Genomic DNA, 17,360 nt, shown 5'->3' with positions numbered 1-17,360 from the left:
AGGCCCTTTGTTGTAAATTTTTACAAAATCTTAAATCCTAAACTTAATTGGAAAAGATTAGGTTTCTGGCTATACTTTTCGCTTTTGCTGATGTTAGATAAACCAGCTTCGTAACGTAAATCAACCGAAATACTGCCTACATCAACACCTGCACCTGCCTGTAAGCCCAGTGCCTGGTTTTTATAGTTATCGAAATCTGTTGCCTGTTGGTAAGCCGAGCTAAAGGTCGAATTTTCATCTAATATGAATGAAATAACCGGACCAGCCATTAAACGGAAGTTAAGGTTTTTAGCGCCAAATTTTGTTCCCAGTAAAACCGGAACATCAAGTGTAGTAAATTTTACTTTTCCTTCTGCCGATACTTCGTTACCATTATCCTGCTGGAAGCTGATAAATTTGTTGCCTTTGCTGCCAATGTAAGCCTCTGGCTGTACATAAAAACTTGCACCGCCAATACGTGCCCATGCACCGATCTGATAGCCTAAACGGTTTTCTTCGCTCGCGAAATCCGAATTCAACTTAGCCAGGTTCACACCTGCTTTAACCCCCAGGTTAAATGTTTGTGCCTTTGATGTTGCCCAACCCAATGTCAGGAAAACAATAGAGAAGATGATCTTTTTCATTTTAGTTTAATTTTTAAGGTTATAAAATCAAAAACCTGCTTGCGCGAATTTTAAATTGATCTGGCAATATGGCCTCTTTTTAAAACGCTCCCTGTGGTTTTTGTTCCGGGTTAGATTTTATAACGCAGTTTTAACACAATTATCGTGCAAGAATTTTTCGCGAATGTCTGTTTTTTTTGTCAGATCACATAAAAAGGTATTAACCTGAACAAATATTTTTTACTTTTGCATCAAATAAAATATGCCATGGCTAATTTTCAACTCACTTCTGAAACCGCATTTAAAGTAAAAACCAAATTCTTACGGAAATACCGCGATCTGGCGAACGAACCTTTGGCATTTGAGCCTGGTAAAGAAGATCAACTGGTTGAAGACTTAATGCGCCTGGTTAAACGCGACCGTACCTACGTTGAGTTTACCATTCAGAAAGCACTGGCCGATACCAAGGGAAACAGGCTGTAAGATTCCAGTTTTCACCTTTCTAAGTACAACATATTTAAGCTTTTTGTTGTCAATTTAATACGTACAGGCGCTCGCTTTACCTCGCTTTCTCATGCAATTTGCATCTTTTATACTCGCATTCTTGCTCTGGTTAAGTGCCCTTAAATTATCGGCACAACAACAGGTATTTAACGATGCTTTTCCTGACAGCCTAACATCGGCTCAAACCAGAAAACAATTAAACGACTTATCTGCCGATCAATATCTCAAACAAACTTTTATTAAAGGGAGTACATCGCTTAATTATAGATTGTTATTGCCGGAAAATTACACCAAAAATGTAAAATACCCGCTGGTTATTACCTTTCATAACTCAACCAGGATAGGCGCAGATAATGAAAGGCAATTAGAACCACTGGCCAGAATTTGGTTGCGACCAGATATTCGCCAGCAATATCCGGCATTCGTAATTGCACCACAGTTTCAAACGCGTTCATCCAATTATTATCTGGATTCCACGCGGAATTGCCTGATCTCTAAACCATCAGAAGATGTACATTTACTGTTGGAGTTGATCCGCGAGGTAAAAAATAAATACCCGGAGATAGATACTAAGCGCATCTATTTGGTGGGCTATTCTATGGGGGCATCTACCGCGCAAAATCTGATGAATATTGCGCCAAAAACCTTTGCTGCTATGGTTTTTATTGCTGCAGTACCCGATTTTGGTAATATAAGCGCAATCCGTCAAAAACCGATCTGGTTAATTCATGGCCGACAGGACAATGAAAATCCATACGAGGGAAGCGAACATTTATATCAGGAGATGAAAGGCAATCCCAATTTGTACTTTACCACCTATAACAAGTTAGATCATAACCTCATTACCATTCCGCTATTGCTCACACCCGAAATACCCGCCTGGCTGTTTGCCCGGCATAAATAAAAAAGATTAACCCATATATTCCTATTATTTGCAGGATTTATTGCGTAACGCTTAATTTACGCCTGCCCCAAATAAGCTGTTTTTAATATTTATTGCTTTTTGTACATTTACGTTTCTACTAAAACGATAAATAATTTTCCCCCATAAGCAGCCTTTTATTTAAATGCGCCTTTTGGGACTAAAATAATAAGGTTATGAAGAAACTAAAATATGGTCTTTTAGCAGCTGGCCTGGGTGTGGCTGCTTTATCTTTTTCTTTCAAAGAAGATTTGTTTCTGGTTTCTAAAAACCTGGATATTTTTGCCTCGCTATATAAGGAAATCAATATTAACTATGTTGATGATACCAATGCGCCAAAATTGATGCGTACCGGAATTGATGCCATGCTCGATAGCCTGGATCCTTATACCGAATACGTACCAGAATCGGAAATTGAAGATTATAAGCTGAAATATGTAAGCACGCAGTACGGTGGTATTGGAGCCAGTACCGTTTTTATTGATGGCAAACTATTTATAAATGATATTAGCGAAGGATACCCGGCTTATAAAAGCGAAGTAAAACCTGGCGATCAGTTGGTAAGTATTAACGGAATTGCTGTTAAAGGTAAAGATCGTGCCGAAATCAGTCAGCTGTTACGTGGCCCAAAAGGTACTCCGGTTGATTTGCTTGTGATCAGGGATGGTAAAGAATTGACCAAAAAACTAACCCGCGAAGAAATTAAACAGCCGAATGTTTCTTACTCGGGCATGGTGGGCGATGGTATTGGTTACATTAAACTCGATAAATTTTTAGAAAACTCAGGTCAGGAGGTTAAGGATGCTTTACTGGCCATCCAAAAAGAAAACCCCAAGGGCGTAGTGCTCGATTTGAGAAATAATGGTGGAGGGATTTTGCAGGAAGCAGTTAAAATTGTAAACCTTTTTGTAAATAAAGATCAGTTAGTGGTTACCCAAAAAGGTAAAAATGTAGAAAAAACCCTTACCTATAAAACACTTTTTGCGCCGGTTTCTACCTCAGTTCCTTTGGTGGTCCTGGTAAATGGAAATTCAGCTTCGGCTTCCGAAATTGTAGCAGGCTCTTTGCAGGATTTAGACCGCGCCATTGTAATTGGTCAGCGCAGTTATGGCAAAGGTTTGGTGCAGCAAACATTTAACCTGCCTTATAACAGTTTAGTAAAGGTAACCGTAGCTAAATATTATACACCATCAGGCCGTTGTATTCAGAAATTGGATTACGCCCATAAAAATGCTGATGGTGTGGCCGAACGCTTTGCCGATTCTACCATGGTAATGTACCAAACCAAAGCCGGTAGAAATGTGTATAGTGGCAATGGCGTTTATCCGGATATAGTGGTCGAAGCATCAAAATTGAGTCCGATAACGATCTCTATGCTGAATAAAAACCTGTTCTTCAGTTATGCTAACCAGTACAAAAAAGAAAAACCAACTGTAGCTGCAGCTAAAACCTTTCAACTTTCTGATGCCGATTATGCTATATTTTCGGGCAGTTTGGCTGATAAAGATTTAACCTACCTTAGCCGCACCGAAAGATTACTTTCTGACCTGCGCGCGGAGGCTGAAAAAGAAAACAAATCTGCTGAAGTAAAAGCCGATCTCGAAAATCTGAAATACAAGCTTACTTCCTCTAAAAAAACAGATTTGGTAAATCATAAAGCAGAAATTAAACGAGTGCTCGAAACCCAGATTGTAAGCCGTTATTTTTACGAAAAGGGAAGGATTGAGCAAAGTTTTCAATATGATAAAGAACTGGCTGCGGCTAAAAACCTGTTTACTAACCAAACACAGATTTTAGCCATTTTAAAAGGTGATGGAAACTATAAAGTAATTGGAAAACCAACTAAGGCTACTGCTTCGATAAACTAAAAAAATAACCAAATATACCACATCCGTCTTATGAAAAAATTAGCAATATTGGGCTTTGTCCTGTTGTTAGGCCTGCAGTTAAAAGCGCAGGATTATGTGCCTGCAGCATCCAATTTAAAACAACGCGCCTGGTTTAACGATGCCCGGTTTGGCTTATTTATTCACTGGGGGCCATTTAGTATTCCCGGAAGTGGCGAATGGGTTATGAACGAACGGAAGCTGAATGTACACAACTATACCAACCTGAAAGATTTTTTCAACCCAACGTCGTTTGATGCTGCACAATGGGTAACCATGGCCAAAAATGCCGGTATGAAGTACATTACGCTAATTACAAGGCACCATGATGGTTTTAGTATGTGGGATACCAAATATTCGGATTTCAACATCATGAACACGCCATATAAAAAAGATATTGTGAAAATGATGGCCGATGAATGCCATAAACAGGGGATACAACTTTACTTATATTATTCTTTGCTGGATTGGCGCCGTGAAGATTATCCGCATGAAACCGGGCGTACCGGCCAAAATTCGGGTAGAACTGGTAAAGGCGACTATGCCAGTTACCTGCAGTTTATGAAAAATCAGCTTACCGAATTATTAACCAAATATGGCGAAATAGGTGGCATCTGGTTCGACGGCCATTGGGACCAAACTGCACCCGAAGGTGAAAAAGACCGAACCTCGCGTATAGATTGGAAATACGATGAAATTTACGGTCTCATCCATAAGTTACAGCCGCAATGTATGATCGGGAATAACCACCACCTGAGTCCTTTTGCCGGCGAAGATTTCCAGATGTTTGAACGCGATCTTCCCGGAGAAAATAAGTCGGGATTAAGTTTTCAGAAAGCATCAGATAAACTTCCGTTAGAAACCTGCGAAACGATTTCAAACTCGTGGGGCTATAATTTGAGCGATACGCATTACAAATCGAACAAAGAACTGGTAAGTATGTTAGTTAAGGCTGCCAGTTTGGGTTCTAACCTGTTGCTTAACATCGGGCCAATGCCAAATGGTCAAATCCAGCCCGAGTTTCAGGAGCGTTTGGGAGGCATGGGTGCCTGGCTGAAGGTTTATGGCGAAAGTATTTACAACACTAATGCAGGATTCATTAAACCACAAGACTGGGGAAGTATTACCCAAACCGATAAAAATATCTATATCCACATTTTGGATGGTAAAACCACTACGCTTGATTTAGAAAATATTCCGGCTAAAAAAGTTAATAAAGCCTATTTGCTAAAAGATAAAACGGCAGTAAATTATACCTTTAAAAACGGAAAAATAAGCATAAATACCAGGGTGGGTAATACCGATCCAGACCATGTAATTGTGTTGGAAATAGCGAAATAAATAGCTTGAGTTATTATAGCTTGGATGTAATTCTTTTTCATTTTAAATGAAAATTAACGTAAAACGTTTTACTTTTAGGGCTTTAAAACCTATCGTAGGATACACCATGCATTTCAACAAAATCTCATCTATTCTATTTTTAACTGCCTCTTTATGCGTTAATCAAGCCTTTGCGCAGCAAAAAACGGAATTAACCCAATATGTCGATCCGCTAATTGGCTCGGCAAAACACGGTCACGTTTTTGTTGGTGCCAATGTGCCTTTTGGTGCAGTACAGCTCGGACCCAATAACATTTTCGAAGGCTGGGACTGGTGCAGTGGTTACAATTACGTGAGTAACACGATTACCGGTTTTGCACATACCCATTTGAGCGGTACGGGTATCGGCGATTTAGGCGATATCTCCATTATGCCTGCCACCGGAAAAACCCGCTTAGAAAAAGGCAAAACAGCCAGCGATCCGGCAGGTTATTTATCTACCTTTTCGCACGAGAATGAAGTAGCAAAAGCTGGTTATTACAGTGTATTACTCGATAAGTATGGAATCAAAGCCGAATTAACGGCTACCGAAAGGGTAGGCTTTCACCAATATACCTTTAAAAATGCCGCCGAAACCCCACATATTATCATCGATTTAATTGAAGGGATTGGCTGGGATGCCCCGGTATCAGCCTCCTTTAAACAACTCGATGCCACTACGATTGTTGGGCACAGAAATTCGAAAGGCTGGTCCAGCGATCAGCGCTTGTATTTTGTAATTAAGCTTTCGCAACCATTTAAAGCCATTACTTTATATGATAGTACTGTTGTTAAAAGTGGAAAAGCATTAACAGGTAAAAAGCTGAAAGCAGTTGTCGATTTTGCAGCCATCAATAATAATAAACTGCAAATCAAAGTGGCGCTGTCGCCGGTAAGTATCGATAATGCCATTTTAAACTTAAAAACAGAGCTACCCAACTGGGATTTCGCCGCAACTGTTAAAAACAGCGATGCGAAATGGGAAAAAGAACTGGCTAAGGTGAAAATCGATGCTTCTAATAACACCAAAAAAGTATTTTATACCGCTTTATACCATACCATGGTTGCGCCTTCGTTGTTCAACGATGTCAATAAAGATTACCTGGGCACCGATAAAAAGGTCTACAAAAAAGCCAGCTTTAATAATTTAACTACTTTTTCGCTGTGGGATACTTACCGTGCAGCCAACCCATTGTTTACCATCCTGCACCAGGATAAAGTGAACGATGTGGTGAATACTATGCTGGCCATTTATAAGCAGCAGGGCAAATTACCCGTTTGGCATTTAATGGGAAGCGAAACCAACACCATGGTAGGCTATCATGCTGTGCCGGTTATTGTTGACGCTTATTTGAAAGGATATCGTGGTTTTGATGTAAACCTGGCTTATGCAGCAGTGAAACAATCGGCCATGCAGAAAACAGATGGAATCGAGTACATTCAGGAGCTAAAATATATTCCTGCAGATAAGGTAAACGAATCGGTTGGTAAAGCTTTGGAATATGCCATTGATGATTACTGTATTGCGCTGATGGCTAAGGCACTGAACAAAACCGCCGATTACAACTACTTCAGTAAAAGAGCAAAATTATACAGCAAGTATTTCGATCCTAATGTTCAGTTTATGCGGGGAAAAATGGCCAACGGGAACTGGAGAAGTCCATTCGATCCTTTTTCATCCAAACACCGTGAAGATGATTATGTAGAAGGTAACGCCTGGCAATATACCTGGCTGGTACCTCAGGATGTAGAAGGACTGATTAATCTTTTTGGAGGCGATAAACCTTTTATCAATAAACTCGATTCGCTGTTTACCCTACCTTTAGATTTGGGAACCAATGGTTCGCCCGATATCAGTGGCCTGATTGGTAATTACGCCCAGGGAAATGAACCCAACCACCACATTCCTTATTTATACACTTACGCAGGTCAGCCCTGGAAAACTGCCGATTTGATCCGCAAAATAGATAAAGACTTTTATTCTGCTAAGCCCGATGGTTTGTGCGGCAACGAAGATGTTGGGCAAATGAGTGCCTGGTATGTTTTCACCGCTATGGGTTTTTATCCGGTAAATCCGGCAAATGGCGCTTATGTTTTCGGTACACCATTAATTAACGAAGCCAGCATTGCACTTGGAGGGAGCAAAAAGTTCGATATTAAAGTAATCGGAAATAGCGCCGAAAATAAGTACATCCAGAAAATTGTACTAAACGGCAAGCCCTACACCAAATCGTTTATTTTGCACAAAGCTGTTATGGCCGGTGGAAATATGCAGATTTATATGGGCAATACGCCATCGGCAACCTGGGGTGTAAAACCTACAGACAGACCTTTTTCAAATAAATAATATAAAATGAATGAGAGGATGGTAGAATGTTAAGATACGACAAAAGGTAATTCCGTCATTCAAAATTCTCTCATTCATTCATTAATTCACTCACTCATTCATTGTATGAAGAAAATATTTCTACTTCTTTTATGTTGCTCGGGTTTAATCGCAGGTGCGCAACAGCGTTACGAATTAAATTCGGGATGGATTTGTACCAATGTCAAAGATGTTAAATCAGATGGTACAGCAATTTCTAAAACAGGTTTCGTGCTCAATAACTCGATGCCGGCTACTGTGCCCGGAACGGTGCTTACCACTTTGTTGAACAATAAAAAAGTGCCCGATCCATTTTATGGCATGAACAACGAAAAGATTGCCGATGTATACCACACCGGTAACGATCATTATACTTATTGGTTTGTAAAAGATTTTGACGAGCGTGCAACAGGGAATGAGCAGGTTTGGTTACAGTTTAGGGGAATTAATTACAAAGCCGAAATTTATTTGAATGGTAAAAAGGTAAATCCTAAAACTCAGGTGGGGATGCATTTGAGGGCGCAGTATAACATTACCAAACTACTTGCGGCTAATGGTAAAAACAGGTTGGCCGTAATTGTATATCCGCCCGATTTTCCTGGCAATCCCAATGGTGGCCAGGGTGGCGACGGAACTATTGCCAAAGGGTTAACCACACAATATACTGCGGGTTGGGACTGGATTCAGCCTACCCGCGACCGTAACACCGGTATTTGGGACAAAGTTACCATCGAAAAAACCAAAAGCATAAATCTCCAAAACCCTCATGTAGTTACGTTGGTTCCGGGTAAAAGATTAGCAATGGGTAAGCAAAATCCGGCAACGGTGAAGGTTACTGTTGAAGTAGAAAACCCAACCGGCAACACGATTTCTGGCACGCTACAATACGAAATAGCAGGAAAGGTAATTAAACAACCTGCAACAATTGCTGCCAACCAAACTACTACTGTTAAGCTTTCTGATTTACAAATAGAAAATCCGAAACTGTGGTGGCCAAGTGGCTATGGCGATCAAAACCTTTACGATTTAAAGATCAAATTTGTTGCCTCAGCACAGGTATTGGATCAGGAAGCACTTAAAGTAGGCATCCGCCAGATTGACAATATCTGGAACGACCATACCAAAAGCATGGGCACATTTGTAAATGGTCAAAAGATTTTTATAAAGGGCGGTAACTGGATTATTTCGGATGCGATGCTGCGTTTTACCGATGCCCGTTACGATGCTGAAGTGCGTTACCACAAAGATATGAACCTGAACCTGATCAGGATTTGGGGCGGAGCCATTTTAGAAAGGCCGGAGTTTTACAATGCCTGCGATAAATATGGTTTGTTGGTTTTTCAGGATTTTTGGTTTAGCGGCGATTGTAATGGCCGTTGGGTAGATCCGATGAAAAAAGAAGATCAATGGACCAGAAGAAACTATCCGGATGATCATCCTTTGGTTTTAACTGCGATTGAAGATCAGATCAAGTTAATCAGAAACCATGCTTCACTTGCGTTTTGGTGCGGTGGAAATGAAATTACCCCACCTGATGATATTTTAAATCCGTTAAAAAATGATATTCTTCCAAGGTTAGACGGAACACGTCAGTTTTTCGATTTCTCTAATAGCGATGAAATGTCGTACAATGCTATTGGTGGTAACGGCGATGGACCTTATGGCATTCAGGATATTAAAACCTTCTGGGGAACACAAACATTCCCTTACAACTCGGAGGTAGGTTCGGTAGGAGTGGGCGATTATGCTTCTTTACTTCGCTTTATACCGGAGAAAAACCTGATTGCACCTCAATATAAAGCCAAGCCAGATTCGGTATGGGATTATCATAAATACATTTCGTACGAGCAATATCTTAATCCTTATGGTAAACCAAAAGATGCTAAAGACTTTGCCATGAAAGCGCAACTGGCCAATTACGATCAGTACCGTGCTTTAATGGAAGGTTTCTCGAACAAAATGTGGGATTGGTACACCGGTTCCATCATCTGGAAAACCCAAAACCCGTGGACAGCCATGCGCGGGCAGATGTACGATTATTACCTCGACCCTAACGCCTGTTTATATGGTTTAAGAAAAGGTAGCGAACCGCTACACGTAATGATGAATCCTTTGGATAGTATGGTAACCATCGTAAACAATGGTTTTACTACCCGTAACAACCTGATGGTGCAGGCCAAAGCCTACGATATGGATGGGAAGGATTATTTCTACTCGCAGGTATTTAATTCAGTTGGACCATCGTCGGTAAGAAGGTTGTTCCCTTTAAATGAGTTTTTAACCAAGCTCGATAAAAAAGATGGGGTATTTGTTTCGTTAAGAATTTTGGATCAGAAGCAAAACATATTGAGCGAAAATATTTACTGGCTGCCTGGAAAAGATGGCGAATATTCTGGCCTGAAAAACATAAAACAGGCACCATTGAAAGTTGCTGCGGTTAAAAAGAATGGTAAGGTAGAAGTTACCTTAAGCAATGCTTCAGGAAATCCGGTTGCATTTTTTAACCGTGTAGCCTTAATTAACGGTACCAGCAACGAAAGGATATTACCTGCATTTTATGATGATAACTATGTGAGTATTTTACCGGGCGAAAGTAAAACCGTTACAGTAGAATATACTGGCACGCAAAATAATTTAGCAGTTGAGGTGTATGGCTGGAATGTGGCCACGCAAAAGGTGAGTATTCAGTAGAAGAAACAAGACCTCACAGGTTTTTAAAACCTGTGAGGTCTGAAATAGAAAAGGCGATACTTTTGGTATCGCCTTTTTTAGTTTTATGTAGTTTGCAATTAGCTTACGCCGTGCAATTTCACTTTTAGTCCGTCCATATTGTTGTTTAACTGCAGTTGGCAGGCTAAACGCGAATTGGGTAATAAATCAGGTAAAGTATCTAACATGGCATACTCATCGTCTGTCATTTCGTTAAGTTTCTCTTCACCTTCCAAAACGTCGACACAGCAGGTAGCACAAAGGGCCATTCCGCCGCAGGTAGCCAGAATATCATATTCTGATGCCTTTAAAAACTCCATCAGGCTTAGGCCCATGTCGGTTGGTGCAACGTGTTCGGTAACCGAGCCATCCGGCTCTTGCATATATATGTTAATGTTGTTCTCCATTTTTAGCTCTCTTTATAACCGCAAATATAGCAGAAAGCTTAAAATTCTGAAACTCCGTTTACAGTTGTATATTTCATGGTATATTTCACACCAGGGTTCATGTAAGAATAAGCACTGTGGCTCATTAATGCCGCCTCGTGGAAACCACACAGAATTAATTTTAACTTATTGGTGTAGGTGTTGATATCGCCAATTGCATAAATACCTGGGATATTCGTCGAATAATCATCAACGTTTACCTCAATTGCACTTTTGCTGATGTTTAGGTTCCAGTCTTCAATCGGGCCTAATTTAGGGCTCAAACCAAATAAAGGAATTAAATGATCGGCATCTACAACCGTTTTTTCCATGGTACGGTTTTGTACAATCTCAACCTTTTCTAATTTATCGGTTCCGTGTACAGCCTGAAGGTTACTGTTTAAAATCAGGTTAATTTTTCCGCTTTCGGCCAGTGCCATTACTTTAGCAACCGAATCTGGTGCACCACGGAAACTCTCGCTTCTGTGTACCAAAGTAAGTTCCGAACAAACTTCAGCTAGGTAAATCGTCCAGTCTAAAGCAGAGTCGCCACCACCGGCAATTACCATTTTCTGATCGCGGTATTTTTCCGGATCAAGGATCATGTAGTTAACACCCTTTCCGTTTTCAAAATTTTCTAAGTTCTCTACTGCTGGTTTACGTGGCTCAAAGCAACCTAAACCTCCTGCAATTACCACAACCTTAGCTTCGATAACGGTACCCATGTTCGTAGTTAAAACGAAATCGGCTTCGCCACGCTTTTCTAAGCCTTCAATACGCTCGCCTAAAGTAAACGTTGGGTGGAAAGGCTTGGCCTGCTCCATTAAGTTATCAATAAGCTCCTGAGCCAAAACAGAAGGGTAGCCCGGGATATCGTATATCGGTTTTTTAGGGTAAATTTCAGACAGCTGACCGCCAACCTGAGGAAGGTAGTCAATTAAATGGCAACGCATTTTTAATAAACCGGCTTCAAAAATGGCAAATAAGCCCACCGGACCAGCGCCTATTACGGCTATATCAGTAGTGATCATTAAAAAAAAATTTGATGCAAAGTTACGAAATAAAGTATTATCAATTTTGTTATTTAGAAATATTCCAGATAATTTTGTAAATCTGTTGTATTCAATATTTTATATGTTCTGCTGCTATTAAAAACAAAAGTTAAGGTTTTTTGAGGTTTTAAAGCAAATTATAATTGGTCTATAGGTTTAGTGGGATATGTTTGTTTCGCCATCCTGAAGAACAAGGCAATCTTAATGTGCTCACTAAGTAGCGATCATTGTAAGATTGCCTCGCCGGCTGAAAAAGCCTTCTCGCAATGACGGATTTTCGCATTGGGTCGAATTTCTCAGAATGACAAAAAATTACCACCCCATACCTAAATTCTGAAATACAAAGCTCCATACATCAGCAGATTCCTCAATCAGTTTTGTGGTTGGTTTCCCGGCACCATGACCAGCTTTGGTTTCAATCCTGATCAGCATCGGGTTATCGCCTTTATATTTTTCCTGCAAAGTAGCTGCAAACTTAAACGAATGTGCAGGTACCACGCGGTCATCATGATCGGCCGTAGTGATTAAAGTAGCCGGATAATTTACGCCACTTTTTATATTGTGCAGCGGCGAATACTTGATCAGGTAATCGAAATCAGCTTTTTTATCGCTGGTTCCATATTCTACTGCCCAGCCCCAGCCTACGGTAAATTTATGGTAGCGCAACATATCTAAAACACCAACTGCTGGTAGGGCCACTTTAAAAAGCTCGGGTCTTTGGGTCATACAGGCACCCACCAAAAGCCCTCCGTTTGAGCCACCTGAAATGGCAATTTTAGCTGGATTGGTATATTTTTCTTTTATCAGGTATTCGGCAGCGGCGATAAAATCATCGAAAACATTTTGTTTCTTTTCGAGCATACCGCTTTTGTGCCAGGCTTCACCGTATTCGCTTCCGCCACGCAAGCTGGGCTGTACATAAATACCACCATGCTCTAAAAACAACATGCGCGATAGGCTAAATCCGGGTGTTAAGCTAATTTGGAAACCACCATAGCCGTATAAATAAACGGGATTGTTGCCATCAAGCTTGATGCCTTTTTTGTGTACAATGAACATGGGCACTTTTGTGCCATCTTTTGAAGGATAGAATACCTGTTTGGTTTCGTAGTTATCGGTATTGAGCTGTATTGCCGATTTTTTGTATAAAGTAGATTCGCCTTTTTTCAGGTCGTAGCGGTAAATGGAGCTTGGTGTAGTAAAGTTAGAAAAGGAATAGAAGAATTCCTGATCTTCTTTGTAGCCGCCAAAACCATCAACTGTACCAATAGCGGGTAACTTTACTTCGCTAATTTTTTTGCCGGTTAAATCGAACTGAACAATATTGGTGCTGGCATCTTTTAAATAAGTTGCCCATAAAAAGCCACCGCCTGTAGCAATATTTTCCATGGCCAGCTTTGACTCGGGAATTATTTTCTGCCAGTTTTTAGGATCGTTATTCTTCGGATCGACCAGTACGATCTGTTTGTTTTCGGCACCCAGATCGGTGCTTAATAAAAGTTTATCGCCCACATTATCTACTACGCCATGGTTATTTTCAAAACCTTTTACCAGCAGGCCAATTTTACTGCCGGCTAATTTTAAATCCTGATAATATAAAGCATTGCCCGAAGTACCGGCATTGGCGTAAATAACTAAGAAGCGTTCATCTTCGGTAACACTGGCCCCAAAATACAGGTTCGGGTTGGTTTTATCCTCAAAAATCAATTGATCATTTTTCTGCTGATCGCCTAGTTTGTGGTAATATACTTTCTGGTACTTATTAGCTGCAGAAAGATCGGTGCCCTTTACCGGCTCATCGAACTTGCTGTAGTAGAAACCATCGCCACGCCAGGCCGCACCCGAGAATTTGGTCCATTTCAGTTCGTCGCCCTGTTTCATTTTGGTGGCCACTTCCATTACATATATGTTACTCCAGTCTGATCCGGCCTGGGCAACAGAGTATGCCAGGTATTTTTTATCGTGCGAAAAGCCAAGCAGCGAAACAGCAGCAGTTCCATCAGCAGTGAGTTTATTTGGATCGAGGAAAACTTCTTCTGCACCATCCAGCCCTTTTTTAATTAACCAGATGCTTTGGTTCTGCAAGCCATTGTTTTTGGTAAAGAAATAATATTCGCCAACTTTAAATGGAGCGCTTTCTTTGGGGTAATTCCAGAGGTCGGTTAACCGTTTTTTAATATCGGCGCGGTAAGGAATCTGTTCCAAATAATTTTGGGTTACCTTATTTTCAGCGTCAACCCAGGCTTTGGTTTCGGCTGATGTATCGTTTTCCAGCCAGCGGTAAGGATCGGCTATCTTATTGCCAAAGTAATTATCGGTGGTACTATCTTTTTTCGTGTTGGGATATTTCATTAATGTTATTTTTTCTGCGGCTTGCTTTTCTGGTTTACAGGCGAAAAGACTTACTGCAAATAAGCTCAATACAATTTGTTTTTTCATATTCAACAAGATTTATTTACTAATATATGTTTTTATAAAAGGATTACACAGATTTTAGGATTGCACCGATTAAGTGGCTTTGGCCTTTTGTCTTTCCGCTTTAGCCTTTCTACCCTTCGGGGATGATTACACAGATTTTTAGGATTACAAGGATCATAAGGCTTTATGTTTTAGTCTTTTCGCTTTAGTCTTTTTTCCCTTCGGGGAGGATTGCACAGATTTTAGGATTACACTGATTATGTACCTTTAAGCTTTAGTCTTTTTACCTTACCTTTGCGGGTACATGGCCAAGAATATTTATTTCGCTTCCGATTTTCATTTGGGTACACCCAGTTATGCTGAAAGCCGCGTACGTGAGGCACGCATTGTAAGTTGGCTAAATTTCATACAACCAACCTGCGCCGAGCTTTTTTTAATGGGCGATATTTTCGATTTCTGGTTCGAGTATGCGAAGGTAATACCGAAAGGTTTTATTCGGCTGCAGGGAAAACTGGCACAAATGGCCGATTCGGGTATAAAAATCTATTTCTTTAAAGGAAACCATGACATGTGGGTGCGCGATTATTTTACCAGGGAAATTGGGATGGAAATTATCAGTGATGAAATGATTATGGAGCGCGGCGGAAAGAAATTTTACCTGCACCATGGTGATGGCCTTGGTCCGGGCGACAGTAAATATAAATTTTTACGGAAGATTTTTAGAAGCAAGCTTTGCCAATGGCTATTTGCGCGTTTACACCCCAATTTGGGCATTGGTATTGCCAATAGCTGGAGCAGGGGAAGCCGGGCCGCGCAAACAGAAAAGGAAGTTTTTTTAGGTGAGGATAAAGAATGGCTGGCCATTTATGCTAAAGAACAATTGCAGCAAACACATTTCGATTATTTTATTTTTGGGCACAGGCACCTGCCGCTCGATATCGATCTGGGTAAGGGAAGCCGATATGTAAACATTGGCGAATGGCTCAATTACAATTCCTATGCTGTATTTGACGGGGAAGAGTTAAAGTTGGAATACTACCAAGCCGAAGGATTAGAATAAGCTCATGTCTGGCAAATGCCTGCTGTTCCTAAATCTGATAGAACGGAAAGCCCGGAGCAAAGTATGAGCGAGGACTTGGAGAGATAGCAGGGCTACTGGCTGCCATTGGAACAGAACCTTTCGTTTTCCAATAAAGCTATCTGGCTTTCAGTTTATGCATAAGCGCTTAATCAATTCACACAGTTGGCCAATTAACCATACGGTCTAAACAAACAAATTCAGCTTTTTTCCTTATTTTTGCATTTTCCCAAATTTTTGGCCTATGCCAGACACGGGAAAATTTCAACAAGAATAAATATGTTAGATAAATTAGAAGCTATAAAGCTACGTTGGGAAGATGTAGAAGAGCAATTGAGTAATCCTGATGTAATACAGGATATGAAACGTTTTGCGGCTTTAAATAAAGAATATAAAGACTTGGGCAAAATTGTAGATGAATACAAGATTTACAAGAATGTGATGAGTAATATCGATGCCAATAAAGAAATTTTAACGGCAGAGAAAGACCCTGAAATGCGCGAAATGGCGAAAGAGGAGCTGGATTTACTGTTAAAACAGCAGGAAGAAATGGAAAGTGCCATTCGTGTGATGCTGATTCCTAAAGATCCGGAAGATGCTAAGAACGCTGTTTTTGAGATTCGTGGTGGTACAGGTGGAGATGAGGCCGCATTATTTGCAGGCGATTTATACCGGATGTATACCCGCTTTTTCGAAACTAAAGGCTGGAATGTAGAAACCGTTGATGTAACAGAAGGTACAGCAGGTGGTTACAAAGAGGTAATTTTAAAAGTGAGTGGCGAAGATGTTTACGGCCAGTTAAAATACGAAAGTGGTGTACACCGCGTACAACGTGTGCCCGATACAGAAACCCAGGGACGTGTACATACCTCGGCGGCATCGGTAGCGGTATTGCCTGAGGCCGAAGAAATTGATCTTTATATTAACCCTGCCGATATCGAGTTGCAAACTTCGCGCTCGGGAGGTGCGGGTGGTCAGAACGTAAATAAGGTAGAAACCAAGGTACAGTTAACGCATAAGCCTTCGGGTATTGTAGTGGTGTGCCAGCGTGAACGTTCGCAATTGGGTAACCGGATTATTGCGATGGAAATGCTGCGTAGTAAACTTTACGACATCGAATTGCAGAAAAAGAACGGTGATATTGCGGCTAAACGTAAAACAATGGTGTCAACCGGCGACCGTTCAGCAAAGATCAGGACCTATAACTATCCGCAGGGAAGGGTTACCGAACACCGCATTGGTTTAACGATGTATAACCTGCCAACCATCATGGATGGCGAGATTCAGGAAATTATCGATGCCCTTCAGTTTGCTGAAAATGCTGAAAAGATGCAAGAAGGTGCTGCAAATTAAGTAGTTGCAATTATTTGAAAAAAAAGTTTGCGAATTAATATATAGTCTCTATATTTGCAACCTCGAAAGAGACAAGAGGTTCTAACTTTAAAGGGGAACAAAAGGAGTGGTAGTTCAGCTGGTTAGAATGCCTGCCTGTCACGCAGGAGGTCGCGGGTTCGAGTCCCGTCCATTCCGCAAGAACATAAAAATAACCATCTAAATCCCTGATATTTAGACGGTTATTTTTTTGCGTTTATGCTCTTTTCTGCTATTACTTCATATGAGCATTTCATATAGCGCTGTAAATCAGCTCTTTCTTATACATCCGGGGTTCGAGTCCCGTTTACTAGTATAAACGATACCTTTCAAGTCTTTTTGTTTTGATCTTTGACCTGTTCAAGAGTTATATTCACTATTATTTGGGCTATTAAATTGATAAATTGCTCTTCAGCCTCTGAAAAAGCGGCCTCTTCTTTTTCTACCCTGTCTATCCTTCGAGCCCTACGTTTTTTCATTAGGATACGCTATTAGTATGTTATCGGCATTACTTTTTTTATGTTCTAACCTGTGTAAACCAGGATCAAGCGGAAAAGTTGGGGGGATATCTTTTATGCATATATTTTCGATAATCTGAATAAGAAGAATTTAACATCCCTTACACCTCTCGATGTTGCTCTAAAGGCTTTGATCTTAGCATTGAAAGAT

12 protein-coding genes and 1 tRNA gene are annotated in these 17,360 nt (G+C 40.6%); 9 read left to right on the top strand and 4 right to left on the bottom strand.

Annotated features, from left to right (window positions below; translation table 11 throughout):
* Positions 1-20: 20 nt before the first annotated feature.
* Positions 21-623, bottom strand: coding sequence for a porin family protein (locus HWV58_RS13710; RefSeq protein WP_175634651.1), 603 nt, complete (start codon positions 621-623; stop codon positions 21-23).
* Between the two features lie 246 nt (positions 624-869).
* Here HWV58_RS13710 and HWV58_RS13705 point away from each other — a divergent pair, with 246 nt between their 5' ends.
* The 6 genes from HWV58_RS13705 (at position 870) to HWV58_RS13680 (ending at position 10,329) form a co-directional block, all read left to right on the top strand.
* A complete protein-coding gene (locus tag HWV58_RS13705) occupies positions 870-1,085 on the top strand; it encodes a hypothetical protein (RefSeq protein ID WP_124558814.1) in 216 nt (71 codons plus the stop codon).
* 91 nt (positions 1,086-1,176) lie between these two features.
* Complete coding sequence (locus HWV58_RS13700) at positions 1,177-2,010, top strand: carboxylesterase family protein (protein WP_175634650.1); 834 nt, start codon at positions 1,177-1,179, stop codon at positions 2,008-2,010.
* A 194-nt stretch (positions 2,011-2,204) separates the two neighbouring features.
* Positions 2,205-3,896, top strand: coding sequence for a S41 family peptidase (locus HWV58_RS13695; RefSeq protein WP_175634649.1), 1,692 nt, complete (start codon positions 2,205-2,207; stop codon positions 3,894-3,896).
* Positions 3,897-3,926: 30 nt separating this feature from the next.
* A complete protein-coding gene (locus HWV58_RS13690; RefSeq protein ID WP_175634648.1) occupies positions 3,927-5,255 on the top strand; it encodes an alpha-L-fucosidase in 1,329 nt (442 codons plus the stop codon).
* Between the two features lie 46 nt (positions 5,256-5,301).
* Positions 5,302-7,620: a GH92 family glycosyl hydrolase gene (locus tag HWV58_RS13685; RefSeq protein WP_235972731.1), complete on the top strand. Its 2,319-nt coding sequence runs from the start codon at positions 5,302-5,304 to the stop codon at positions 7,618-7,620.
* Between the two features lie 105 nt (positions 7,621-7,725).
* The gene (locus tag HWV58_RS13680) at positions 7,726-10,329 is read left to right on the top strand and encodes a glycoside hydrolase family 2 protein (RefSeq protein ID WP_175634647.1); all 2,604 of its coding nucleotides are present in this window, start codon (positions 7,726-7,728) and stop codon (positions 10,327-10,329) included.
* 98 nt (positions 10,330-10,427) lie between these two features.
* Here HWV58_RS13680 and HWV58_RS13675 read toward each other — a convergent pair whose 3' ends face one another.
* From HWV58_RS13675 to HWV58_RS13665, 3 genes are all read right to left on the bottom strand, one after another.
* The gene (locus HWV58_RS13675; RefSeq protein ID WP_025141835.1) at positions 10,428-10,754 is read right to left on the bottom strand and encodes a 2Fe-2S iron-sulfur cluster-binding protein; all 327 of its coding nucleotides are present in this window, start codon (positions 10,752-10,754) and stop codon (positions 10,428-10,430) included.
* A 38-nt stretch (positions 10,755-10,792) separates the two neighbouring features.
* Positions 10,793-11,803, bottom strand: a complete 1,011-nt coding sequence (locus HWV58_RS13670) for an NAD(P)/FAD-dependent oxidoreductase (RefSeq protein ID WP_039477703.1) — start codon at positions 11,801-11,803, stop codon at positions 10,793-10,795.
* A 333-nt stretch (positions 11,804-12,136) separates the two neighbouring features.
* Positions 12,137-14,263: a prolyl oligopeptidase family serine peptidase gene (locus HWV58_RS13665; RefSeq protein WP_175634646.1), complete on the bottom strand. Its 2,127-nt coding sequence runs from the start codon at positions 14,261-14,263 to the stop codon at positions 12,137-12,139.
* 283 nt (positions 14,264-14,546) lie between these two features.
* Between HWV58_RS13665 and HWV58_RS13660 the strand changes: the two genes are divergently transcribed.
* From HWV58_RS13660 to HWV58_RS13650, 3 genes are all read left to right on the top strand, one after another.
* Positions 14,547-15,302, top strand: a complete 756-nt coding sequence (locus tag HWV58_RS13660) for a UDP-2,3-diacylglucosamine diphosphatase (protein WP_175634645.1) — start codon at positions 14,547-14,549, stop codon at positions 15,300-15,302.
* Positions 15,303-15,599: 297 nt separating this feature from the next.
* Complete coding sequence (prfA, locus tag HWV58_RS13655; RefSeq protein ID WP_124558805.1) at positions 15,600-16,673, top strand: peptide chain release factor 1; 1,074 nt, start codon at positions 15,600-15,602, stop codon at positions 16,671-16,673.
* A 103-nt stretch (positions 16,674-16,776) separates the two neighbouring features.
* Positions 16,777-16,850: transfer RNA gene (locus tag HWV58_RS13650), tRNA-Asp, on the top strand.
* Positions 16,851-17,360: the final 510 nt, after the last annotated feature.

The organism is Pedobacter ghigonis (assembly GCF_903166585.1).
In the GTDB taxonomy this organism is placed as follows: domain Bacteria; phylum Bacteroidota; class Bacteroidia; order Sphingobacteriales; family Sphingobacteriaceae; genus Pedobacter; species Pedobacter ghigonis.
The sequence above is the reverse complement of the archived record's forward strand: the minus strand, read 5'-3'. Positions and strand labels throughout refer to the sequence as shown.